Source organism: Parashewanella spongiae, from assembly GCF_004358345.1.
In the GTDB taxonomy this organism is placed as follows: Bacteria; Pseudomonadota; Gammaproteobacteria; order Enterobacterales; family Shewanellaceae; genus Parashewanella; species Parashewanella spongiae.
This window is the reverse complement of record NZ_CP037952.1, coordinates 1,338,498-1,361,849: the sequence shown is the minus strand read 5'-3', so window position 1 is coordinate 1,361,849 and position 23,352 is coordinate 1,338,498. Positions and strand designations below refer to the sequence as shown.

Genomic DNA, 23,352 nt, shown 5'->3' with positions numbered 1-23,352 from the left:
TCTTGTTGCTTAGACAAAAACTAAAACACACCAACTCTCAGACAAATATTGACATGAAATCACTTTCTCTACCATCACTTACTTCCAATTTTTTACAGCGTTCAGGCATTCAAATTGATAATTCGTTCAGCACATCATGGAAACAGCTTGGTTTTGTTTCAATGTTGACATCTTGTGGCTTCAGTAAACGTTCGGGTATTGAAGCAACCGAAGTCGTTTACTTACTAATGCTTTGGGTTTGGTTGAAGGTTGATACCATATCTATGTTTGCTAAAGAGTCACTACTCAGCTTTTCTTCTGCTAAGAAAGATGTGCTTTATGATTTACTCAACCGAGAAGACTTGAATTGGAGAAAACTGCAACTTTACACCGCTAAAAAACTCATAAAACAGGAAGGCAAGAGTAAAGTCAGAGCTTTTGTTGTCGATGATTCAGTAAAGCAACGTCGTGGTAAGAAAATGCCCGGCGTATCCAGTCACTTCGACCATTTGACAGGGCGTTGTGTTATGGGACAGCAAGTACTGAGTTTTGGCTACGCTTCTGATAGTCAATTTGTCCCACTGGATAATGAACTCTTCATCAGTCAAACCAAAGCACAACCTCTAACCCGTAAATTTAAAGATGAGCGCTCAATAGTCGCTAAACGTTACAAGCAATCTGTGGCTAAAACTAAGCCTGCTATGGTTGCAGGTATGGTTAAACGTGCGCTGGGAGTAGGTATTGAAGCTGATTATTTTCTTGCAGACTCTTGGTTTGCCACCAAGCCTATTATCAGCATGACGCTTGAGCATGATTTGACGGCTATTCTCCGAATGAAAAAAACAAAATGAAGTACCGCTTAGCGGATAAATCAGAGTGCAGTGCCGCCGAACTATTCAAAACTCAAGTAAAAGGCCGATGGCAAAAACTAGCAGGGTTGCCTTATCAAACAAAGTCCATTGTCGTTGAGTTGAATCTAGCAGAAACGGCAAAGCTTGAGCCGAATTGGATTAAGGTTAAACTCGTCTTTTGTCGAGGTGTTAATCCTGATAAGAAAAAAGCAGGTAAACACGATTGGGCATTATTTTTAAGTACGGACGCTTCGCTAAGCGATGAAAAAATTCTTGAGATTTACGCTTTACGTTGGGGAATTGAAGTGTACTTCAAGGAAGCCAAACAACATCTTGGCTTTTTGAGTGAGCAAAGTCGTCATTACAGTGCTTATATTGCTTCAATTCATCTAACAGGGTTGAGGTTTTGCTTGCTTCTGCATGCGAAGCAAAATAATGAAAACAGCAAAGTCTGTGACTCAAGGAACCTACTTTGCGACAGTCTACAAAATTTAGATTTTGCTTGTAAATTATGGGGCTTATTTAAGGCTTTGATCAGCGATGCAGTTTCTAGTATTTCTTCGTTATCAACAACAGAAAGCGAAATCATACTGAATAAAATCAACTAAGAAGTGACCTCGTTTTTTAATCAAGTCATGCAAATGGATACTTTTACATTACGCCAAGAGGCTATTTCTACTGGAAAGTACCCATGATTTTAGCTAAAAATGAACTCCGAAACTTGAGTTATGATCCTAGAAACATCAGTTGACTGCGTTCTCAAGCATAGAAAAATGGCTGATAGTAAGGCGTAGCTTGCAGCAAGTAGTTATTCTACTTGCAAAAGTTACAACGCAGATAGCAGTCATTTTAGCAAGCTTGTGAGCGTAGAGCTTTTCACTCATTGGGTGAAAAACATGATAATAAAATCATCGTATTGCTCAAACAGTTACTCGTATACTCAGCGTTCAACTGATGTTTTTAGGATGAACATAGCCCAATTTCGTAAGCTGATAAAAAGTCTACAAGGATTGAACGATAAACAACGATTGGAACTGGCTTCAGCACTCAACGAAAAAACCACTTTAGATCCAGTATCCCAACAGCTTGAATCACGTCTGATAAAGCATCCTGAATGCCCTCATTGTCACAGCAACCTAATCAATCGACACGGAAAAACCGATGGACACCAAAGGTATCGCTGTAAAAATTGCCTTAAAACGTTCGTGGCGACTACAGGAACTCCTCTTGCGAGATTGCACCATATAGAGCGTTGGTTGGATTACTTTTACTGCATGAGTCAGAGTATGAGCTTAAGAGAGGCGGCTAAACACTGTGACCTAGATTTGAAAACTTCTTTTAACTGGCGTCATCGATTCTTAGAAATCCCAACTACCATGCAGCCATCTGTTTTGGAAGGAATTATTGAAGCAGATGAAACCTTTCATCCTTATTCAGAAAAAGGAAGTCGAACACTAAATCGTAAACCAAGAAAACGTGGAATGAAGGCAAAAAAGCCAGGGCGGTCAAATGATGACTGGGTAAAAATCGTTACCGTTAAAGATAGAGCTCATCATACTTAGGGACGTGGCGGAAGAATGTATACCAATTTTATCGTCACTCCTGCGAACGCAGGAGTCCAGAGTCTTTGGTTAATTTGGGCACAAGTCGCTGGATACCTGCGTTCGCAGGTATGACAAATTAAGCGTTGAAATTTAAATTGGTATTATTTGAACTGCGACATCCCTTATGACAATACCTTTGAACATGTAACCAGTGATGCTCTAACAAGAGAACTTGAGTCTAAAGTACAAAAGGACAGCGTGCTGTGTACCGATGGGTTCAAGGCTTACATCGCATTTAGCAAAAATAATGACTTAATACATAAAAGGCTAAATATCTCAGCAGGAATAAGGGTTTTAGAGAACGTCTTTCATATCCAACATGTTAATGCTTATCATAATCAGCTAAAGCTATGGTTATCTAAGTTTCATGGAGTAGCGACCAAATATCTGACTCATTATCTTGGCTGGTTCCGATTTATGGAGAAAAAAGAAAACTGTAACGAAAACAGTTTCTTTAAAACTCAACAACAGTTGATACCAACATAGCCACTGTAATTGGTATTAGAGGCCTCTAGCAGAACATTCTATTCTTAAATTTCAAAAGGAATGTGCATAGCTTCCTTAACCAACATTGACTGATTCACAAACAAATTTGCGACAGAACCACAGTAGAATTAAATTGTATAAAAACAACCTCTTTAATTCATATTTTGGATAACTGTATGACGCCATATTTATTAAATCACCACAATACTACGTCTCACTACTTATCCGAAACAAAACGTGCCTTCAAACATCCACATTCCTTCCATTTTATGAAAGCTGCTTCTACAAAATTGGCCAAACATCGCTTCGGGCTCAAGCAAGATTCTATTAATAAGCCTTTTAGTCAATTTTGCAACTCAAGGAGCAAGTTACCACAGATAAATACCAAAAAGTTAAATGCGAATCCACCAAGGCCATCAAACCCTGTGGAGAATAAAAGTACCAGAGTGGAGACAACACCCCATAAAAAGCACTCTCAAGAGCACTCTCCATGCATTGATGACTTGGACAGCTATTTAGCTCAATTTCGATATAAGATGAAACGTCGTGAATGTGACAGTCTTAGTACTTCTTCACTAAGTTCAAACTCAACGATATCGTCACTAAAAACAAGTCCAGTGCACCTTCCACAAATCCAAACGGCTTCTACAGAAAAACCTCAATCACCATTTTTAAAACCTATAATACATTCTGTTTTTCATGGACGTTCAAAATTTGGAGTCACCTCAATATTGCCTTCCATACGAGAAAGACTTCTCCCTTATTATGTAAAACCTGAACATCAACACTTATTCAGGCACAGATCGTGAACTATAAATATATTTTAAAATATGATGAGGGAATGGGCACATCGAGTAGGGTGAGGCGTTAGTGCCCCATCCCTCTCACAGAACCGTACGTACGGGTCTCGTATACGGCTCCTGCTTAATTTTATTCAATTACTTTGTACTGAGCACATAGCCCGTTCGTACTTCTTCAAGATTGTATAGCCCCATCTCTGCAAACCATTTATTCGGCATTGCATAATGAGAGAGTGGACTACTTGCGTTCTTCCACTTCATCATTTGAATGAACTTAAATGGTGGCTTATAACCAAGTTGCTTAAGTCTGCGGTGTAGCCTACCTGGTTTTTCCACAGTCTTAATTGTATGCTTCTCAGTCGTCGCCTTAACCATGCGGCTAGCTTCTTGAACTCGTTGCTCGCATTCGCTATTCGAAAATATTGGCTAAAACCTCTTAGTTTCGGGTTTAACTCTTTTATCACCCGTTGTAATGGCTTACCACCGTTGCGTTTGGTGAGCGCTTTAAGCTGCACTTTGAAGCTTTTCAGTTTCTTGGTTTGGATTGTCGTATAGTTACTGCCAATCTCTACTCCGAGAAACTTTACCCCATCATCACTATGAGTTATGTGAGTTTTACTTCGATTTACTGTCAGCTTTAAGTCTTTTTCGAGTAGCTTTGTCGCTTGCTTCAGTGCATTATCTGCACCTTTGCGACTGTGACATAATTACTCCCGTATACGGCTTCGGTCTCCAGAGTCATTATTCCTAATGCCTCCAGTCGGAAATGCCTCACTCATCTTTTTGTGATTTTCTGTATCTGTGAAAAAAAATCCTGTCCATCACAAACTTAAATTAAGCTTCACCCCTTCGCCAACATCAAGGCTTTTGGCTTTTAGCTGTTGATGTCGCCAATAAACTACGTCATTGGTCAATCCAGTTTTGCCCTCCACACTATTACTGGCTTTCATCGGCTGGATTTTACTCACTACTACGGGCTCATCGGCCACCTCGCACCAACTTCTACCTTGAGTTTCCTCTTGTATAAAAGCTTCTGGACTATCCCAGATAAGGTGTCAGGCTTCCCCAGTTACTGCACTCGCTCCCTGTTAGAAATCCCACCCTCAAGCACATGATCCTAAATAAATCGGTTGAACGCACAATTTAGCTTTAATCTATTGAAGTTAAATACAAAAATAAACAACCCTACTCCACCCATCAGGTGAGTGCTGAACATTCATATACTTGCCAAAATCACCGCTAGCTGCGTTATAAATTTTGCAAGTAGAAACGAAGTAACGACAGTTTTGTATGTCGGTAACCACTACTTGCTGCTATTCATGTCTTGCTATCAGTAATTTTTTCTGCGTATATGAACGCTCCCAACCGATTTATTTAGGATGATAGAGCTGACTGAGTATATGGCGTTGCGCTATTTCGCACGCTTACCTCTCTATTATGCCGAATCAGGTTCGCTTTCGCTGTGTACCTCTAACTTCCTATGGCTTCCTTCAGACCTTGCCGTTAGCCAACAACGCCCTTGCCATTCGGATTATCTTCCCCTCAGTCTGGGTGATACAGGCTTCTTTCTGCCTGTCGGGTTTGCCAGCTTCGCTGGGCAAACAAAAAAGACCTCAATTGAGGCCTTAGAGATCTAGCAATATAGAAAGCACCAATCTTTATCATGCCAGCGAAGGCTGGTATCAAGTGACTTTTATAGAAAAAATCAAAGGCACTAGACTACCTACATACAAAACTGTCGTTACTTCGTTTCCAGCCTGCGCTGGAGTGATAAGAACTCATCGGTATATTTCTTCCGCAACTTTCCTTAGGAAAAGTTGTTAACGAAGTGATTAAGTATCTGACCATAAGTTTCTTAAGATTTTCTAGTGCCCAGTTTCAGCACTCTACGGTGTTGCAACTTCGGTTACATAGCTACGGCTATGCGTCCTACATTGCGTCTTGTATAGCACTATACCTGAACACAATAATTATCAAAGAACTTATCGACAGGTACTTATAACTCTATACCCAGTTTTTTAAGATCTTTCATGACGACTTTCTTTGGTAGACCAACATAACCATCTTTCTCAACAATATGCTGTCCTTGCTTTGATAAAATATAACGTAGGAATTCTCTTTGCATAGGATCCAGCGCTTTATTCGGGTGTTTATTTACATAAACATACAAATAACGAGATAGCGGATATGTACCATTTGCTGCGTTTTCTGCTGTAGCTTCCACATAACGCTTACCTTTTTTAGATAAAGCGACAGCTTTTACACCAGCAGTTTTATAGCCAATACCTGAATAGCCAACCGCATTTAACGATTGAGAGACTGATTGAACAACAGATGCTGAGCCCGGTTGTTCGTTAACATTTGCTTTAAAGTCACCTTTACATAGAGCTTTCTTTTTAAAGTAACCATAAGTGCCAGAAACAGAGTTACGTCCGTACAATTGCACGTCTTTCGCAGCCCAGTTACCTGTTAACCCAACATCACTCCAACGCTGAACGTCATTGCCACCACATTTATGTGTTGATGAAAAAATGCCATCGATTTGTTCAATACTCATCCCTTTGACTGGGTTATCTTTATGAACGAATACGGCCAGTGCATCAATCGCGACACGAACAGCAACAGGCTGGTAACCATAATGCTTTTCAAAAGCTTCAACTTCGTTTGGCTTCATGCGTCGACTCATAGGGCCAAACTGAGATGTGCCTTCCGTCAATGCTGGCGGAGCAGTTGATGAACCTGCCGCTTGAATTTGGATATTTACATTTGGATAAAGTTGTTGAAACTCTTCAGCCCAAAGCGTCATCATATTTGCTAATGTATCTGAACCTACAGAAGATAAGTTACCTGATACACCACTTGTTTTTTCATAAGTCGGTAGCGTTGGATCGATTGCTGCCGAAGAGGCGACAGAAAATAGTCCAGCGGCTGTCAATGTCATTGCGCCAACAAGCCTTGAGAGTTTCATTTTATGCTCCAGTTTTTTATAGGCAAACTTTGTTTGAAAACAGCTTCAGTATCAATTGAAATAATGACAATTATATTACTTATAAATGACACTTAAGTTACATACAAGACACTTTTATGAAGATATCACTACGGAATATTCACATTTAAACGATAGTAATACCAATTACAGTAATTAAATTCCCAGCTCAGAGCTATGTATGTGTTCAAAGTACAAGTGAAATTGATGAAGACATAGTTATTACCGACATACAAAACTGTCGTTATTACATTGCTATGTTGAGACAGTTTTGCGTAGTAATTTGGACACATACAAGCTCCCGAAGGGCGAGGCTAAAGGATTCCATTACTACGTTACAAGTTTTTGAATTATCCCGTACTTCAAACTTGCGCCTTGTACTGGAATCCTTTAGCTCTTGCTGAGTGGGAAGTTAATTACTGTAATTGGTATAATGCTTGTATTACACTTTATGTTGAGAAGCTGGCAACTCGATCAAATGCATTGGAATAATAAAGCTAAAGCGACTGCCCTTCCCGACTTCACTTGTAATAGATAGTTCACTATGGTGATGGCTCAACGCATGTTTCACAATAGCTAACCCTAAGCCACTGCCGCCTGTTTTACGTGATCGAGCATCATCCACTCGATAAAACCTTTCTGTTAATCGAACAATGTGCTGTGTCGCTATTCCAAGACCATTATCTGTAACACTAAACTCTGCACCTGAAGAGACCAAAGCCCAACGAACCTGAATTTTACTATCAGGATCAGAATATCGAATTGCATTTGAAACTAAATTAATACAAGCGCTAAATAACTGGGTTTCATTACCATGTGGGTTAATACCGGCTTCGCAGCTAAATTCGAATTGATACTGCCCTTGAGCAAGTGCATTAGCCTCTTCTTCAAGCATGCTCATCATGTGAGACATATCAACAGTATTCTGAAGATCAACATCTGCGGCATCCTCAATTCTTGATAACGCAAGCAATTGTTCAACCATAGACTTCATCCGCTTTGATTGTTGATTCATTAACTTCAAAGCTTGTTGGTTCATATCATTTTCAGGAATGGTCTCTTGCATCATTTCAAGATAACCTTGTAGCACAGTAAGCGGTGTTTTCAGCTCATGAGACACATTAGCCACAAACTCTCTTCTCATTCCCTCTAAAAGCCGAATGCGAGTAATATCTCTTGCGACTAAAAGTAGCTGACGATTACCATAAGCCATGAGTCGAATTTCAAGTAAACGCTGCTCCGATACAGGAGAAATAAGCTCTAACGGATCTTGAAAGTCTGATTTTTTGAGGTAAGTTGAAAAGTCAGGATGCCTGATTAAATTATCAATTCTCTGGCCATTATCTTGAGGCCAAACCAAACCTAGATTCAACTGTGCTAATTTATTGCACCATTGGATGTTGTGTTGTGAGTCCAAAACAATGGCAGCATCAGGCAATGCTTCTGCACCTTGTCTAAAGCGAGCCAAAAGCGAAGCCAATTGTCCAACTCGACGCCTATTTTTGCCTTGCAGTCTATAAATACCATTAAAAATGCCTTCCCAACTTCCATTTCCCTGTGGAGGCGTTAATCGTTTATCAAGCCATAACCAATAATTTAAGCGGGTAAGCTGACGATAATTCCACATTAAAAGCAGAAGACTTCCTAATAATAATGAAAGCGAAATTTGTTTGAAGATGATTCCGATAAGCAAAAAAACTAAAAAGAAGACAATGATACGAGTGGCTAGACGATAGCCTGAATAAGACTCATACATAAAATTTCCTGAAGTTGCTTTCGATAACCAATGAAGCATTGAATATGCCGCTATTTTATAGCGACAACCCTAATATTAAAAACATTATTTTTTAATTTGTTATCGTATAAATCAGCCGAACTTATTAGATTAACCCAGCTGATTATCATTATTACGTTCGAGCTGAAAATCGGTAACCAGCACCGCGTACGGTTTGGATCAACCTATCGTGCCCAGAGGATTCTACTGCCTTTCTTAATCTTCGAATATGGACATCAACGGTTCTATCTTCAACGTACACATTTGTTCCCCAAACATTGTCGAGTAACTGTTCGCGGCTATAAACACGCTCAGGATGAGTCATAAAGAAATGCAGTAAACGGAACTCTGTGGGTCCCATATCCAAAACAGCTTCACCAACAGAAACTCTGTGGCTTATTGGATCTAATTGTAATCCTTGCACATCAATTGTTTCTTCTAAACGTGTAGGAGCTGTACGACGTAGTACTGCTTTAATTCTTGCAATTAACTCTTTTGGTGAAAATGGTTTAGTCATGTAGTCATCGGCACCGACTTCGAGTCCTTTCACCTTATCTTCTTCTTCACCACGAGCCGTTAGCATAATAATTGGTATTTGACGGGTAAACTCGTCTTGTTTAACAACTCTAGCAAATTGAATGCCACTCCCACCAGGGAACATCCAGTCTAATAATACTAAGTCAGGATACGGCTCTTTAAGCGCTGCAATAGCAGAGTCAAAATCACCGGCAGAAATGGTGGTAAAGCCGTGCTGTTCTAACACAAAAGTCAACATTTCCCTGATGGCTAACTCATCTTCAACGATCAAAATCCTTGCTGTCATATTTGACTCTCTGTTCTGGTATCTAACGGTTATCTTATTAAATAAAAATAGTATTACAGAATTATGAATCACGTTCCAAATTGTGTCATAACTTCGTAGTTTCTATAAGGTATTACGTTTTCAATCATATTGAAAACAGTTAACATTCAAAAAAGTTACATACTAAAAGAGGCCCAACAGGCCTCTTGAACACTCGTTTAAAATTTATGCTCAACCCCAACGCCTAAGTAATCATTATCTTCGTTTAATAATTCATCTGAACGGGTACTATAAAACGCAAAGACCTTCGTCGGCTTGCCTAGCTTATAGTCAGCCCCAACAGACCAAGAATCACCTTTATCTTCCATATCTTGGAATTGACTTTTCAGTGTGATTTTATCAATCGTGTAAGCGGCGCTAACGAGATAACCGGTTTTACTTTCACTTCCAGCTTTTAGAGACTCTTGTTGTTGATACATACCGCCTAACTTGAGCGCACCAATTTTACCTTGGACTGTGGCACGTAAAATGTCATACCCAGCTACTTCAGCATCATAAGCTATTGAAGCGAAAATTTTTGATTTCTTCAGTTTTGCATCACCGTACATTGCCGCTAAGCTGATACCTGTATCATCTTCACCTTGTTTGTTGTCACCTTCTGCAGTGTATGTAGCACCAAATTTAAAATTTGAAAATGTAGGAGATAAATACGTGACAGTCTGTGCTAAGCGGTTATCACCTTTAAATAATTTTTTAAGATCAGCGTCTAAATCATTGAATTGATCAATCTTGCCTTGAGACTTTTTAGTAACGGTATCATTGCGTCCTACGGCAACAGAACCAAAATTACCCTTCAACCCGATAAATTGATTACGTGCTTCAAAATTATCTTTATCAACGGAGTCCGTATCGACTTCATATTCAATGGTATAAAAGGCTTCGAGCGAGTTACCGAGATCGAAGCCTCCCTTTACACCTAGACGCGAAGCATTACTCTGGATCTTCGTTTCGTTCGTATTCGTTATTTCACCAGACGCAGATTTTGTGTAGTAATCACTTTTTTGAGCCGTTACGTTTAATTTACCGTAAACGGTAACGCCATCAGCAGCTAGTGCAGCCCCCGAAGCAAATGCGGCGACTAAAGAAGCTAAAATAGTTTTGTTAAGCGTTTTCATCTTAATTTCCTTGTGATGACAGTTTCATCTGGAGTATTCAATTTACTTGTTGCAGATTTTGCAATATTTATGTTTCAGTTTTATTTCATAACTGAAATAAAATCGCCTTAATTGTGACATGAAACTATCTTATTAATGACATGAGAACTTCAAAAAAGAGGATTATAGCGGTTTATGTATTATCTGCATTTAATTCACTTTATTTAAGTCAGCAAACAGTCAAATTCAACCTTTTATATAATGCGGTTTATATTATTGACCGCCTCATTGCGTGGCTTTAACAATTAGAAACACGCCTTTGCTTTACCCTTATTGCCTTATCCCTTAAACTGCATCTTTACTTTTTTCAGGCTATTACTATGTGGTTTAAAAACCTTACCTTATATCGTTTTAACAAGCCTTTTTCTGTTGATGTAGATACCTTAGAAGACGCTTTATCAAACTTTAATTTCACTCCTTGCTCAAGCCAAGATGTTAGCAAGTTAGGGTTTAGTCCTGCTTTTGGAAAGTTAGGGCAAACATTAGTGCATTCAGCTAACGGCAATCATTTACTTTGCATAACAAAAGAAGAAAAATTGCTCCCTTCTCAAGTAATCAAAGAAGCATTGGAAGAAAAAGTAGCAGTAATCGAAGAGCAAGAGTCACGTAAAGTGACTAAGAAAGAAAAAGACGGGCTCAAAGATGAAATAATCATGACGCTGTTGCCGCGAGCTTTTTCTCGTCGCAGCCAAGTTCGTGCGCTTATCATGCCTGCACTTGAACTCATTCTCGTCGACAGCTCAAGCGCAACAAAGGCAGAAGAACTTTTGGCTCTACTTCGAAAGGCACTAGGAAGCTTACCCATTGTACCTGTTACTTATACTCGTCCAATTGAAGACAGTTTAACAGAATGGCTCGTTAAGAATGTGGTTCCTGCCGCTTTTGAAGCACAAGACGAAGCCGAATTAAAATCAATTTCCGACGAAGGCGGGATTGTTCGCTTCAAACAACAAGAATTGTTCGAAGAAGAGGTGTTAGCTCATATTGAAAACAGTAAGCAAGTCCATAAACTTGCGCTTCATTTTGGTCAATCCGTCGCTTTCGTGATGCAATCCGATGCGAGTCTTAAACGGTTAAAGTTTTCTGAAGAGTTTCGTGCAAGCAATGACGAAATAGGTAATGAAGATCCTCTTGCACGCTTAGATGCTGATTTTGCGTTAATGTGTGGAGAGTTAGAAGCTCTGCTAAAAGCCGTGATTGAAGCTTTTGGCGGAATAGAAGAGCACGCATAATTCGGAAATGAAATAGCCTCTTAGTTTTTTATTAGTAGAAGTTTCACCTGCATGGCTTGCTTGTAAAGTCACCAAAGCTGTGCTTAGCTTGCTAATAAAGTAACCAAGTTAAAGCTTAAAATTCATGAAGATAAGAATCAAATTTAAAGCATGGTCATTCATTGTCACAATGGCATGCTTTATTTTTTATTACTCCATCAGTTCTTTTATGAAATTTGGAGTTCAGCAAGATATGCTAGCTGATGTCACTCTTGTCCTCATGACGTTTTTTCTACTTAAATCTTTTTTCCAATACCCCATCCAATCTCTAGCCCTTGTATCATTACTGCTGGCTTTAACCAACGAAGTAGCTCAATTTATTCAATACCTTAGCTTAATTGAATTACACCAAAGCCCTCTCGCCTGGGCCATCATGGGGAATCATTACCAGTTAGTCGAATTGCTAGCCTATTTGTTAGGTTATCTTATTCTTATTTTTGGCGGTTATTTGCAAACTCAATATCGATTATGGCGGCGTTATAAAACTGGTTCTTAATCAAAATTCAGTTTTCAAATCCAGCTTATATTTCTGTTCATCCTCCTTTATCAATACATGTTATGATCCATTTATCTGTTCTGTATCACACTATTTATCTGTACCTACAAAATTAAATAACACTCTTAAGGAGGCTCAATGCAAGCCCTTGTTGCCGTTGTTATGGGGTCAAAAAGTGACTGGCCCACCATGGAAGCTGCTGTTGAGATTATGGATTTGCTGCAAGTGCCGTATCACGTTGAAGTTGTTTCAGCACACAGAACTCCTGACAAACTGATGCAATTTGCAGATACCGCTGCAATCAAAGGTTTTCAAATCATTATTGGGGGGGCTGGAGGCGCCGCGCATTTACCAGGAATGATAGCATCCAAAACGCGTTTACCAGTTTTAGGCGTTCCTGTTCAAAGTAAAACTTTGTCAGGCATGGACAGCCTGTTATCAATCGTTCAAATGCCTAAAGGTGTTGCGGTAGGCACGTTAGCAATCGGTACTGCTGGTGCATTTAATGCTGGTTTATTAGCTTGCCAGATGCTGGCAAACAACGATTCTGAGTTGGCACAGCGAATTGAGACCTTCAGAATGAAGCAAACCGAAACAATACTTGAAAACTCAGATCCTAGAGATAACTCATGAATAACACTCCTAAAGTTTGGATTTTAGGTAATGGTCAACTTGGTGCAATGTTAACTCATGCATCAGAACCATTAGCAATAAATGTAGAAGCTATTGATATTGTTAATCCTGATAATAGAGTTCTGCCAATGTCTAGCAACGACGTTGTAACTGCCGAACGTGAACAATGGCCCGAATCATCGCTTAGCCTCCAATTAAGCGAACATCCTAATTTTATCAACAGTAGTGTTTTTGGTCTTCTTGCCGACAGATACACGCAAAAAAGTTTACTGAATGAGCTTTCTATTGACAGTGCTCCGTGGCAATTAGTTGATGACGACGTATCTGAACAAGTGTTACACCACAAATACGGCTCAAATGTACTGCTTAAGCGCAGAACTGGTGGTTATGATGGCAAAGGGCAACATTGGTTAAAACAAGATTCTGATTCAGTTATTCCCGCAGATTGGCGCAATGAAGCCATTGCTGAGCAAGCGATAAACTTCGATGAGGAAGTATCCTTAGTAGGAGTTCGACAAGCTAACGGAGATTGTATTTTTTATCCGCTGACTCTGAATTTACATCAAGACGGCATTTTAATAGTGTCGATTGCTCCTCTATCTCGTTTATCTCACTTACAAGCTCAAGCTGAGTCAATGCTATCCAGCATCATGAATAAACTTGATTATGTTGGTGTGATGGCAATGGAATGCTTTAGAGTTGGTGATAAATTGCTGGTAAACGAACTTGCCCCTCGGGTTCATAATTCAGGACATTGGACCCAAACTGGCTCTCATATCGATCAATTTCAATTACATATGCGCGCTCTTTGTAATTTACCTATTCCACAACCTAAAGTTACCTTTAATTGTGCCATGGTGAATTTAATTGGTACCGAAAACGATCAACGTTGGTTATCACTTTCGAATGCTGAACTGTACTGGTATAACAAGGAAGTACGCCTAGGTCGAAAAGTCGGTCATTTGAATTTATCAATTGATGATATAACTGCGACAAGCAACAGCATTGATAAACTAAAGCAATGGCTTCCTGAGCAATATCAAACACCTTTAGAATGGCTACGCTCTGAAATCTGCTGAATACCTTGCTGATAACGAAGGCTCGCCCTAATGGTTCATTTTGCACTTTACGAAATGAACCATTAATTATCGAATATAATACCAATTACATATTCACTCAGATCTAGCACTTTGTAACACGAACCAGTAAAATAGCTTCATACAATAGGATTTTTAGTAGCAAAGTATTCCCATAACATTATGTAATCCAAGCAGGTTACTGGTGAATATATTGCACATTTGGGTGTAATGCATTGAAGCAGCAAGATAACTTAAAAACAAAACAAATTGACCGTTTAGATCTTCGTTACCATATTCTATTACTTCTGCTACCACTTTTACTTATTGTATTTAGTTTTCAGCTACTCGCATCATTTTCTTCAAGTAGTTATCTCGCCACTATTTTAATGTGCATGATTTACTTAGTAGGTTATAGCCTGTGTTACTACTTGCACCAAGGCCGTTTGACCCGTTTATGGCAACACCTTGAACACGTCATCAATATAAATGACACCACATACGAACTCGTTCGACTTTCCAATCAGTACCATGATCAACACGCTTTTTTAAATGCACTACTCCAAAAAGCCGTCAGTTCAATCAACGGCGCCGAAATGGGAAGTATTATTCTTGTCGACTCACAAACCAATGAGCTCAAGTTTGATGCGGCTGTAGGCCTAGATATTAATAAATTAAGCAAAATAAGATTTTCTCTCAAGGAGACTTTTGAATATCGTTTAACCAACGGTAAGTGTGACCGAGTAGTCGTAATTAACGATATGAATGACATCAATAAAAAAAGCTCACTCAGTCGTAAAGAACAAGACATTTTGCTCAATGCATCAGATAACCCCATTCGATCCACCTTATCAACACCCATTCACATTGATGGCAAACTGTACGCAATGCTCAATCTTGACAGCACTCGTTTCGGAGCATTTAGCCACTACGACAGTAATTTGGTTTCAATCCTTACTCAAGAAGCCTGTAACGCGATTACCTTATTTAAAAAGAACCAAGAAATTCATAAACTCGCTAATTTTGATCCTCATACTCAGCTTTGCAATCGACAACACTTCGAGCATTTATTGACGTCATGGAAGGATAAACCACATCTTGGCTCTTTTATGGCCATCATTGATATGGATAACCTTAAAGAAATTAATGACAATTTAGGTCATCAAGCTGGTGATACTGCAATAAAGCAGCTCGCAGAAGGTATAAAAAAACATTGGGCAAGCCCAATTTTAACAGGTAGATTTGGAGGGGACGAGTTTGTTTTATTAGCTTATGGTCCTCAACAAAAATTTAAACTTGAAGTTGAACAATTACAAAGCCAACTTAGTGTGAATGACGGGATCCAGTTTAGTTTTGGTGTGGCCGAGTATTGTGGTGATTGGCAAAATGCATTTAAACAAGCCGATACAGAAATGTATTTACAAAAACGAGCAAAAAAATCAGCCGGAAATAAAATTAGATATATTCAAGACATGATCAGTTAGGGAACTAGCGATTTAAAAAGTACCAATCTTTGTCATACCAGCAAAGATCGGTATCCAGTGACGTTTAAAAAAGCAAAGGAACTAGGGGCTGTTGATCTTTTGTGATTGTTTTTGCAGCGATAAATTGGTTATTTTATGCAAGGCAGAGTTTGTGAGGTTTGGTTATTATCGACATACAAAACTGTCGTTACTTCGTTTCCAAATAAGAAAACGATAACGCAGCACCTTTTATTTAGAAAGAGCGACCAATTTACGCTCTCTCTTTTTTCGATGCTTTTGAGCATTCACTGTTCTGTGTTGTGACCAGCTCACTTAGATGGCTAAGCATCACTGCTCACGCCTTGAACCTAAAATCATCAGTTGAACGCTGAGTATATGAGTAACTGCTTGATCAATATGATGATTTTATCATCATGGCTTTCACCCAATGAGTGAAGTGCTCTACGCTCACAAGCTTGCTAAAATGACTGCTATCTGCGTTGTAACTTTTGAAAGTAGAATAACTACTTGCTGCAAGCTACGCCTTACTATCAGCCATTTTTTCTACGCTTGAGAACGCAGTCAACTGATGTTTCTAGGTTGAACAGATAAATGCTCAAATAGCACAAAATTTAATCCTGAAAGTTCAACAGCCCCTAGACTACCGATATACAAAACTGTCGTCACTTCGTTTCTATTTGCAAAATTTATAACGCAGCTAGCGGTGATTTTGGCAAGTATATGAATGTTCAGCACTCATCTGATGGGTGAGTTCTGGTTATTTAATCTTGTATTTAACTTCAATAGATTAAAGTTAAATTGTGCGTTCAACTGATTTTTTTAGGTAAAACAAAGATGAATAATTTAACTGCGGCCTATCTATAAGGTAACTGTTAGCTAAAAAAGAGTCGCCATAACCAAGAACGATCAAGCTCCTTTTTGCAACTTTTATATTGTTTCGCATAACGGGATGAGCGATAGCCAACTTTTCTAGCGACCTTCACAAGCCAAGCCTTTTTGTTATGACTGCCTCTGCGGTATCCGCCCCAACCTTCGTGATAATTCAAGTACTGTAATCTGGCATTCCATTTCGATACGCCATTAATTTTATGGGTTTTAGTGATAAACCAACCCATAAAATCCATCGCATCATCAAAATTACTGCGACTTGACCAGCTGTTACCCGTTTCTTTGACATAATCATCCCATGTCATCGTTTTGGCTTGAGCATATCCGTAGGCTGAGCTCGCTCGTCCCGTTGGAATAAAACCTAAAAAGTATTCCATTGGAGGCGCCGCATTATGTTTAAATGAGCTTTCTTGGTACATCATTGCAATCGGTACATGCACAGGCACGCCCCATTTATCACGGGCATCTGTCGCAGCATCATACCAAGAGCGGTGCTCTCTGAAAATTTCGCAAATATTATCTGGATTTTTTGGAGGAGGCGTTGCACAACCACCGATTAATAAGCATGTGAAGCCCAATAACACATAATTTTTATTCATTATCATCCCTACGAAACATCATTCATCCTGCTTAATTCTTTTTACTTTGCTAAATCAGGTGTTAAGTTCACACGAAAAAGATTCTTTCTTCCACATGATCGGTTGCCAAAAGTTATCACTTTCAGCAGGTTGATGCATTTTACTATCAAACCACGCAGCCAAATGATATCGACTACCACCTAAGACATTAACTTCAATCGTTTTTGGTAATCGATATTTGAGCGCAACCTGCAACGATGGCGCGCTAACAAGCTCAGCAACTGTTACCTTATAAACACCTGGTGTTAACACATAATAAGCCTTAGCAATAACTGGCTCTCCGTCAATGTGTGTAATCATTACTGGAAATAGATCTTGTTGTTCGTCTGGCACAATATAGCTAGCAACAGCTGCGCATTCTGAAGCATTGAAATTGGCACAACCAGCCAACAGAATAGTCCCAAAATACGTCAGCTGACGTAACAGTTTATTTGCTGATAACGTCATCGAAATAATCATTTAAAAAACCATCAAACGATTGAGTTGAATTCGCTTCAATCTCACTTAAAGCGGCCAACGAATTATCGGTTTGCTGTTGATAATCAGCAAGATCAGTTTCAGATAGCACATATTCTTTTAAAAAGGCTTGGTAATGATTAGCAAGCTCCATAGCCCAACGGCCATGGTCAATATTTGGGCCAACAAACTGATTCAACATTCTACCTGATAAGGTTTTATCAGGGTTCAACACCGCCTCGTACCACAAATCAAGTGAGGTTTGATATTCTGTACAACTATCATCATCAATGATTGATGCAATTGCGGAAAGCTCTTTAAATAAATCAGTTAACCACTCTTGTAGAAGAAGAGGATTATTTTCACGCTTTAAAGTTAAACCTGGTTTTCGACCTTCTAATATCACCGAATTTAAGTTACTCGTTATCTCTTGATTCTCTTTCTGTGAATTTTTCTTGGAAGGTGATAATAAACAATGCAATAAGAACAAATCGAGAAAACGAACTTGAGAAGCACTGATACCTACGGGATTAAATGGGTTGTTATCCAACGCACGAACTTCGACATATTGAACACCTGAACGAGCTAATGCTTCTGAAGGTTTTTCATTTTCATTGGCAACGCGTTTAGGTCTAATTGGTGAATAGAATTCGTTTTCAATCTGTAAAATATTATCGTTGAGTTGGCGGTATTCGCCATTAACTTTAACTCCAATATCAGCAAATTTTTGGGATTTCATCTTAATGGCTTTTTTCATACCATCAAGATAATCAGGCAACGAATTATAACTTACACCTAGCGTGTCTTGCTCTTTATTGGTGTAACCTAAATCACTCATTCGTAAAGATGTTGCGTAAGGTAGGTATAATGTTCCTTTACCCGTTTTTTGGAAGGGCAAGTCAACATCTAAGCCATCTAAAAATGAGCCACACAATGCAGGAGATGCTCCGAACAGATAAGGCAATACCCACATATTTCGACGATAATTCCTGATTAATCCAAAATAAGAATCAGAAATAAAATCGTCAAGTGATAACGCTTTATCTGATTGGCTATACAATAGCTCCCAAAGTTCTTGGCTTACGGAAAAATTAAAATGTACCCCTGAAATCACTTGCATTTGAGCGCCATATCGAGCGGTCAAACCCTTACGATATAACGTCTTCATTTTGCCAATATTAGAAGTACCATATTGAGCAATAGGAATACTGCCCACATCATTAACAAAACAAGGCATACTGACTGGCCAGAGGTACTGACCGTTAAGGTTGCGAACCGTGTACGCATGAGTTTTGGTAAGATCGGCTAAAAGCTCTGGGATTTTATTGTACACTGGCGTAATAAACTCCAGTAACGACTCACTATAATCTGTTGTTATACGGCTATGTGTAAGCGCTGAACCTAAAGCTTTCGGATGTTCATCACTAGCTAGATGGCTGTCGGCGTCGATACGCAAAGTTTCTCTTTCAATACCACGTTGCATCCCAAGAAGGGCGTGGCGTCCGTTTTCATTTGCAAGGAAAGCAAGCGACTGACTGAATGGCTTCAATATTGACTTCTCTATTCAAGTTACGTGTCATCAAAGACAGATATTATACTGTGAGACCAAGCAGATGCACATTCGATTTCACTGTAAAAGACAAAATAGAACTATATAGTATAAGTGGCAAATCTACATCCACTTTCATTGAAAAAAGGACTGATAAGCCGAGTTAATGTATAAAGATATTAAAGTATGTGTATTTCAGGACTGATCAAAATATAGGTCTTAAAGGTAACAAATCAAAGAGAGATCGCCAGCTCAACCTCAGTTGAACCGCTACCGTAAATCACACAAAGTTTGTGAGTGCTTAGTGGTGTAAATCCGAAGGTGGAAAATTCAGCATTGTTAGCCAGTCATCAACTTTTTTCCCTGTGATATTCTGATACGATGAAGTTCCTTTATGTTTCCCCCAGCGTCTTGAGCGAAGGTTGTACCAAGCTTTAAATAACTCGAGGAAACCTTGATTGACTCCTTTACGGACATAAAGGTAAGACCGTAGAGTGGCATTAAACCCTTCAATGGCACTTGATGCTCTGTGGCGAGTTTGATGCAACGCTTCCACTTGCAGCATAAGTTCGCTGGCACTCTTGCCTAAACGGAGTCGCAACCACTGATAACTGCCAACTAATTCTTTCTGATACCGCGCTATTTTCCAAGGTTTAGCTTTTCGTAATTGGCGCTTTCGTTCAGAGAAGCGACAAGCCACTTCAACGCATTCTTGAGGATAAAGTTCGCCAAGTTTCAGTAACTTTTCGTGAAGTGCTTGAGTTGCTAATGTCAGTCCTTTCAAACGATTTTTTATGTATCTAGCAGCGGTGATGCCATCTTTATGCTCAGTATTTTTTAAGCCATCAACAGCCTTCGTTAGCAAGGCTTCAGCCTGTTTTTTCGTCATGAGGCTACCCGTTTTCATGGAAATACTGGTCAAAGCTTGGTGGAGATGATTTCTGCTTTTCGTTCCACTTTCATATTGCTCAATCGCTTGCTCACATTTCGCTTGCACGCCTAATAAATCAACCATTGCCTGCTGCTTTTTCTCTGTATCGAATACATCTTTATGCAATCTTTTTTCCAAACTAGCCTCTTTATCAATGTAGTAGTACGCCCGACGTTCAACCTTTCTCAGCGCCTTACCTACGATATACAACGCATGGAAAGCATCATCACGTTGCTCTGCATGTTCAAAGCTCATGCTAACGCCTTTCGCTATTCCTTTTGCTCCATCTTTAACGACGTGCTGAGGTGATAATCCTTGTGATTTAGCTTCACCTAAAACTCGTGCCCAAGTTTCACCGTCACGCTTTTGTTCGTGAGAGAGTGAAAATAAATAACCACTTTCGAGATCTATCCCAGCAAGTACGGGGTCACCTTGGCTGAACATCTCATCGATGGCCACACTCTTTATGGCTGATAGCGACACTTTTTCGTTAAATAACTTAGCCTGCTCTTGAGCTTCAACGATAACGCCTTGAATGTAACCGTAACTGACTTTACAGCCTGGATAAATGAGTGGGATTTGTTCTTCAATTGCTCGAATAGAGTTAGGTGCTGTGATTGATAAAGCCACAATAGAACGGCGAAGATGTGGTACGTCAACATTTACAGATGTAATGACATCAGATTCGTCGTTGGTAGTAACAAGGCACTTTAGTGCCGATTGAGCCGCATATTTAGCGGAGTAAACGGCTTTACGAGAAACATTAAATTCATCAGAAAGAGAAGAAACTGCACCATGCACTTGGCAAGCGATAGTTTTTAAGAGAAGATCGAATTTGTCTGAGGAGTTAAGCGGTATTCGGTCGAGTATCGGCATTTTATTTTGAGAATAGTTTTAGTCGGCTTATTATCTCAATAAATAACGTTTTTCTCCTCAGATTTTCTCATTTATTTGTTACCCGTATCTGATGGGTTCCTGTATTTCAATTAGATAAACTCACAACTTTACCCCTTTCAACTTTTCTCATTCTCAGTACTAAACATCACCTGTTGATTTAACTCTAATTTGTCCCTTAAAAACTGGTTGTATTCATCATTTATGACTTTTAAAGCTATAAACATCAGTTGACTGCGTTCTCAAGCGTAGGAAAAATGACTGATAGTAAGGCGTAGCTTGCAGCAAGTAGTTATTCTACTTGCAAAAGTTATAACGCAGATAGCAGTAATTTTAGCAAGCTTGTGAGCGTAGAGCACTTCACTCATTGGGTGAAAGCCATGATGATAAAGTCATCTTATTGCTCAAACAGTTACTCATATACTCAGCGTTCAACTGATGTTTTTAAGTTAAAGAAGCTAAGTATTTCGTTTGTTATCTCTCAAATTATTGAGTGCCAGATTTCGATAGAATACTGGTTCAGCTAGAATACCTGTTTGAATACTCGATATCCTGAAATACAGTGATTTTGTTATTAACTCAAAACCACAACAACGCAATACTAGCAATAAATAGATATCGCAGTGTCTTGCCAATTGTGATCATAAGCAGTGACGGCAAAAAAGGACATTTTACCCATCCGGCAAACACACAGAGTACATCTCCAATTAATGGCAGCCACGATAAAAGTAAAGCCCAATACCCATACTTATGCACAAGGTTCACTGCAAATCGAGCACTCTTTTTTTCAAGTTCATCTGATGAAAACGCTTTTTGCCCTAATAGACCAAGGGCATAATTCGTTAACGCCCCAAGAGTATTCCCAATACTTGCTACAATTACCAAGGTTTTCCATCGTTCAGGATCACTGGATAAGAAACCCGTTAATAGCAATTCAGAACCTCCAGGGAAAATCGTTGCAGCCACAAAAGCACCGCTGAACATTAACCAAAGCACAAATCACACCTCAAATAACCAACAGGCATAAAAAAATAAAAGTGAATTATAATAAGTTATAAGAAAATGAAATTTTTTATTTACCTATTCTATCTATAGAATAGTAAAAAATATTTTATCTCTGTGTTATAAAAACAACTCAGTTACACAAGTAAACAACTAAAAATCAACAAGTTAAATGTTTCACACTAATTTTAAATTGGAAATATCATGTTAATAACCACATTTCAACGCATCCCCTTTTGGCAAAAAGTGCTTGCCGGATTTATTTCAGGGGCTTTATTAGGTGTTGTACTTGGCGAGCAAGCCACCGTACTTAAACCCCTAGGTGACTTATTCATCAGTGCGATAAAAATGCTGGTTGCGCCACTCATTTTTTGCGCCATTGTAACCAGTATTACGTCTTACGGAGCTGAGGGTAACCTAAAAAGGCTTACGTTCAAAACCTTAGGTATGTTTATGGTAACTGGCACCATTGCTTCTTTGCTTGGTTTAGCGCTTGGAAGTCTCATTGATATGGGCGGTTCACTGCAGCTTATAGCTGGTGAAGTCAGAGAAAGAGATATCCCTGGTTTTGCTCAAGTACTATTAAACATGGTACCCGTTAACCCTTTTGCATCACTCGCTGATGGAAACGTACTTCAAATTATTGTTTTTGCGGCGCTAGTTGGTATATCCATTAATAAAGTCGGTGAAAAAGCCCATGCACTTAGAGCCGCTTTTGATTCAGGTGCCGAGGTTATGTATTCACTCACTAGTTTAGTGCTGAAGCTCACTCCAATAGGTGTATTCGGTTTAATGGCCTGGGTTGTTGGTAAATATGGGTTAAGTACTATGCTCCCCTTAGCTAAGTTTATTGGTGTGATTTATCTTGCTGCATTAATACACATAATTCTGGTTTACGGCGGAATGGTAAAATTCGTTGCAAAATTGAGTCCTATTCAGTTTTTCCGCAAAGCTTTGCCTGCGCAATTAGTCGCTTTCACAACAGCATCAAGCTTTGGGACATTACCAGCCAGTACCCGTAGTGTAGAGTCTATGGGAGTATCGAAAGGTTATCGTTCATTTGTGTTACCACTGGGTGCAACTATGAATATGGATGGTTGTGGTGGTATTTATCCTGCCATTGCAGCCATATTTATTGCACAAATTTATGGTATTCCTCTTGATGCAACGGACTACATGTTAATTGCTGTAACAGCAACTGTCGCTTCTATTGGTACAGCTGGAGTCCCTGGAAGCGCAATGGTAATGCTAACTGTAACTCTTGGAGTGATTGGTTTACCTCTAGAAGGTATTGCATTTATTGCAGCCATTGATCGTGTCATTGATATGATAAGAACAGCGACTAATGTTACTGGGGATATGATGACTGCTGTGGTGGTTGGTCAATCTGAAGGTCAATTAGACAGCGATAAATTCTATTCAAACAATACTGCCGTTATTCCAGCAAACGATGACAAAGTGAATCCAACAGATAACTGCGCATAGTTATCTAGCGCGTCCTAATATAACTCAATTTGAGTGGGTCAATGATTCATTGT

The 23,352-nt window shown here is 39.3% G+C and carries 19 protein-coding genes and 2 pseudogenes; 10 read left to right on the top strand and 11 right to left on the bottom strand.

Annotation, left to right across the window (positions count from 1 at the left end):
* Nucleotides 1-53 precede the first annotated feature (53 nt).
* The 4 genes and pseudogenes from E2I05_RS22445 to E2I05_RS05145 form a co-directional block, all read left to right on the top strand.
* Nucleotides 54-830 carry a transposase gene (locus E2I05_RS22445; RefSeq protein ID WP_244935415.1) on the top strand — a complete coding sequence of 259 codons (777 nt, stop codon included), beginning with the start codon at nucleotides 54-56 and terminating at the stop codon, nucleotides 828-830.
* Complete coding sequence (locus E2I05_RS22440) at nucleotides 827-1,438, top strand: transposase (protein ID WP_244935414.1); 612 nt, start codon at nucleotides 827-829, stop codon at nucleotides 1,436-1,438. Before E2I05_RS22445 ends, E2I05_RS22440 begins: the two co-directional genes overlap by 4 nt.
* Before the next feature lie 357 nt (nucleotides 1,439-1,795).
* Nucleotides 1,796-2,389 (top strand): annotated as a pseudogene (locus E2I05_RS05150) (IS1595 family transposase); the annotation flags it as partial.
* 186 nt (nucleotides 2,390-2,575) lie between these two features.
* Nucleotides 2,576-2,920: pseudogene (locus E2I05_RS05145) on the top strand (IS1595 family transposase); the annotation flags it as partial.
* 1,060 nt (nucleotides 2,921-3,980) lie between these two features.
* Here E2I05_RS05145 and E2I05_RS22435 read toward each other — a convergent pair.
* From E2I05_RS22435 to E2I05_RS05115, 6 genes are all read right to left on the bottom strand, one after another.
* Nucleotides 3,981-4,235, bottom strand: a complete 255-nt coding sequence (locus tag E2I05_RS22435; protein WP_243641169.1) for a group II intron maturase-specific domain-containing protein — start codon at nucleotides 4,233-4,235, stop codon at nucleotides 3,981-3,983.
* A 306-nt stretch (nucleotides 4,236-4,541) separates the two neighbouring features.
* Nucleotides 4,542-4,709, bottom strand: a complete 168-nt coding sequence (locus E2I05_RS21950; RefSeq protein ID WP_170179597.1) for a hypothetical protein — start codon at nucleotides 4,707-4,709, stop codon at nucleotides 4,542-4,544.
* Nucleotides 4,710-5,716: 1,007 nt separating this feature from the next.
* The gene (locus E2I05_RS05130) at nucleotides 5,717-6,688 is read right to left on the bottom strand and encodes a PstS family phosphate ABC transporter substrate-binding protein (RefSeq protein WP_121854873.1); all 972 of its coding nucleotides are present in this window, start codon (nucleotides 6,686-6,688) and stop codon (nucleotides 5,717-5,719) included.
* 460 nt (nucleotides 6,689-7,148) lie between these two features.
* Nucleotides 7,149-8,462 carry a phosphate regulon sensor histidine kinase PhoR gene (gene phoR, locus E2I05_RS05125; RefSeq protein WP_121854872.1) on the bottom strand — a complete coding sequence of 438 codons (1,314 nt, stop codon included), beginning with the start codon at nucleotides 8,460-8,462 and terminating at the stop codon, nucleotides 7,149-7,151.
* 151 nt (nucleotides 8,463-8,613) lie between these two features.
* Nucleotides 8,614-9,303, bottom strand: coding sequence for a phosphate regulon transcriptional regulator PhoB (phoB, locus tag E2I05_RS05120; protein WP_121854871.1), 690 nt, complete (start codon nucleotides 9,301-9,303; stop codon nucleotides 8,614-8,616).
* A gap of 197 nt (nucleotides 9,304-9,500) precedes the next feature.
* Nucleotides 9,501-10,457: a porin gene (locus E2I05_RS05115; RefSeq protein WP_121854870.1), complete on the bottom strand. Its 957-nt coding sequence runs from the start codon at nucleotides 10,455-10,457 to the stop codon at nucleotides 9,501-9,503.
* 359 nt (nucleotides 10,458-10,816) lie between these two features.
* Here E2I05_RS05115 and rdgC point away from each other — a divergent pair, with 359 nt between their 5' ends.
* From rdgC to E2I05_RS05090, 5 genes are all read left to right on the top strand, one after another.
* Complete coding sequence (gene rdgC, locus E2I05_RS05110; protein ID WP_121854869.1) at nucleotides 10,817-11,728, top strand: recombination-associated protein RdgC; 912 nt, start codon at nucleotides 10,817-10,819, stop codon at nucleotides 11,726-11,728.
* 124 nt (nucleotides 11,729-11,852) lie between these two features.
* Nucleotides 11,853-12,263, top strand: a complete 411-nt coding sequence (locus E2I05_RS05105) for a DUF2809 domain-containing protein (protein WP_121854868.1) — start codon at nucleotides 11,853-11,855, stop codon at nucleotides 12,261-12,263.
* Between the two features lie 138 nt (nucleotides 12,264-12,401).
* On the top strand, nucleotides 12,402-12,896 hold the full coding sequence (gene purE, locus E2I05_RS05100; RefSeq protein WP_121854867.1) for a 5-(carboxyamino)imidazole ribonucleotide mutase: 495 nt from the start codon (nucleotides 12,402-12,404) through the stop codon (nucleotides 12,894-12,896).
* Nucleotides 12,893-13,975 carry a 5-(carboxyamino)imidazole ribonucleotide synthase gene (gene purK, locus E2I05_RS05095; RefSeq protein WP_121854866.1) on the top strand — a complete coding sequence of 361 codons (1,083 nt, stop codon included), beginning with the start codon at nucleotides 12,893-12,895 and terminating at the stop codon, nucleotides 13,973-13,975. Before purE ends, purK begins: the two co-directional genes overlap by 4 nt.
* 233 nt (nucleotides 13,976-14,208) lie before the next feature.
* Nucleotides 14,209-15,456 carry a sensor domain-containing diguanylate cyclase gene (locus E2I05_RS05090; protein ID WP_121854865.1) on the top strand — a complete coding sequence of 416 codons (1,248 nt, stop codon included), beginning with the start codon at nucleotides 14,209-14,211 and terminating at the stop codon, nucleotides 15,454-15,456.
* A gap of 872 nt (nucleotides 15,457-16,328) precedes the next feature.
* Here E2I05_RS05090 and E2I05_RS05085 read toward each other — a convergent pair.
* The 5 genes from E2I05_RS05085 to E2I05_RS05065 form a co-directional block, all read right to left on the bottom strand.
* Nucleotides 16,329-16,943, bottom strand: a complete 615-nt coding sequence (locus E2I05_RS05085) for a transglycosylase SLT domain-containing protein (RefSeq protein WP_121855236.1) — start codon at nucleotides 16,941-16,943, stop codon at nucleotides 16,329-16,331.
* 54 nt (nucleotides 16,944-16,997) lie between these two features.
* On the bottom strand, nucleotides 16,998-17,429 hold the full coding sequence (locus E2I05_RS05080; protein ID WP_121855235.1) for a hypothetical protein: 432 nt from the start codon (nucleotides 17,427-17,429) through the stop codon (nucleotides 16,998-17,000).
* Nucleotides 17,410-19,002 (bottom strand): glutamate--cysteine ligase, encoded by a 1,593-nt coding sequence (gshA, locus tag E2I05_RS05075; RefSeq protein WP_376707920.1) that lies wholly within the window; start codon nucleotides 19,000-19,002, stop codon nucleotides 17,410-17,412. Before gshA ends, E2I05_RS05080 begins: the two co-directional genes overlap by 20 nt.
* 286 nt (nucleotides 19,003-19,288) lie before the next feature.
* Nucleotides 19,289-20,794, bottom strand: a complete 1,506-nt coding sequence (locus E2I05_RS05070; protein WP_133309491.1) for a transposase — start codon at nucleotides 20,792-20,794, stop codon at nucleotides 19,289-19,291.
* Nucleotides 20,795-21,391: 597 nt separating this feature from the next.
* A complete protein-coding gene (locus tag E2I05_RS05065) occupies nucleotides 21,392-21,796 on the bottom strand; it encodes a YqaA family protein (RefSeq protein WP_121853003.1) in 405 nt (134 codons plus the stop codon).
* A 222-nt stretch (nucleotides 21,797-22,018) separates the two neighbouring features.
* Here E2I05_RS05065 and E2I05_RS05060 point away from each other — a divergent pair, with 222 nt between their 5' ends.
* Nucleotides 22,019-23,299: a dicarboxylate/amino acid:cation symporter gene (locus tag E2I05_RS05060; RefSeq protein ID WP_121853000.1), complete on the top strand. Its 1,281-nt coding sequence runs from the start codon at nucleotides 22,019-22,021 to the stop codon at nucleotides 23,297-23,299.
* Nucleotides 23,300-23,352: the final 53 nt, after the last annotated feature.

Excerpts from the sequence above, each read along its gene's own strand:
- E2I05_RS05130 (WP_121854873.1), bottom strand. The coding sequence starts at position 6,688 with ATGAAACTCTCAAGGCTTGTTGGCGCAATGACATTGACAGCCGCTGGA.
- purK (WP_121854866.1), top strand. The coding sequence starts at position 12,893 with ATGAATAACACTCCTAAAGTTTGGATTTTAGGTAATGGTCAACTTGGT.
- E2I05_RS05065 (WP_121853003.1), bottom strand. The coding sequence starts at position 21,796 with ATGTTCAGCGGTGCTTTTGTGGCTGCAACGATTTTCCCTGGAGGTTCT.
- E2I05_RS05070 (WP_133309491.1), bottom strand. The coding sequence starts at position 20,794 with ATGCCGATACTCGACCGAATACCGCTTAACTCCTCAGACAAATTCGAT.
- phoR (WP_121854872.1), bottom strand. The coding sequence starts at position 8,462 with ATGTATGAGTCTTATTCAGGCTATCGTCTAGCCACTCGTATCATTGTC.
- E2I05_RS05080 (WP_121855235.1), bottom strand. The coding sequence starts at position 17,429 with ATGACGTTATCAGCAAATAAACTGTTACGTCAGCTGACGTATTTTGGG.
- E2I05_RS05085 (WP_121855236.1), bottom strand. The coding sequence starts at position 16,943 with ATGAATAAAAATTATGTGTTATTGGGCTTCACATGCTTATTAATCGGT.
- E2I05_RS05115 (WP_121854870.1), bottom strand. The coding sequence starts at position 10,457 with ATGAAAACGCTTAACAAAACTATTTTAGCTTCTTTAGTCGCCGCATTT.
- phoB (WP_121854871.1), bottom strand. The coding sequence starts at position 9,303 with ATGACAGCAAGGATTTTGATCGTTGAAGATGAGTTAGCCATCAGGGAA.
- E2I05_RS22440 (WP_244935414.1), top strand. The coding sequence starts at position 827 with ATGAAGTACCGCTTAGCGGATAAATCAGAGTGCAGTGCCGCCGAACTA.
- E2I05_RS05105 (WP_121854868.1), top strand. The coding sequence starts at position 11,853 with ATGAAGATAAGAATCAAATTTAAAGCATGGTCATTCATTGTCACAATG.
- rdgC (WP_121854869.1), top strand. The coding sequence starts at position 10,817 with ATGTGGTTTAAAAACCTTACCTTATATCGTTTTAACAAGCCTTTTTCT.
- purE (WP_121854867.1), top strand. The coding sequence starts at position 12,402 with ATGCAAGCCCTTGTTGCCGTTGTTATGGGGTCAAAAAGTGACTGGCCC.
- E2I05_RS05060 (WP_121853000.1), top strand. The coding sequence starts at position 22,019 with ATGTTAATAACCACATTTCAACGCATCCCCTTTTGGCAAAAAGTGCTT.
- E2I05_RS22445 (WP_244935415.1), top strand. The coding sequence starts at position 54 with ATGAAATCACTTTCTCTACCATCACTTACTTCCAATTTTTTACAGCGT.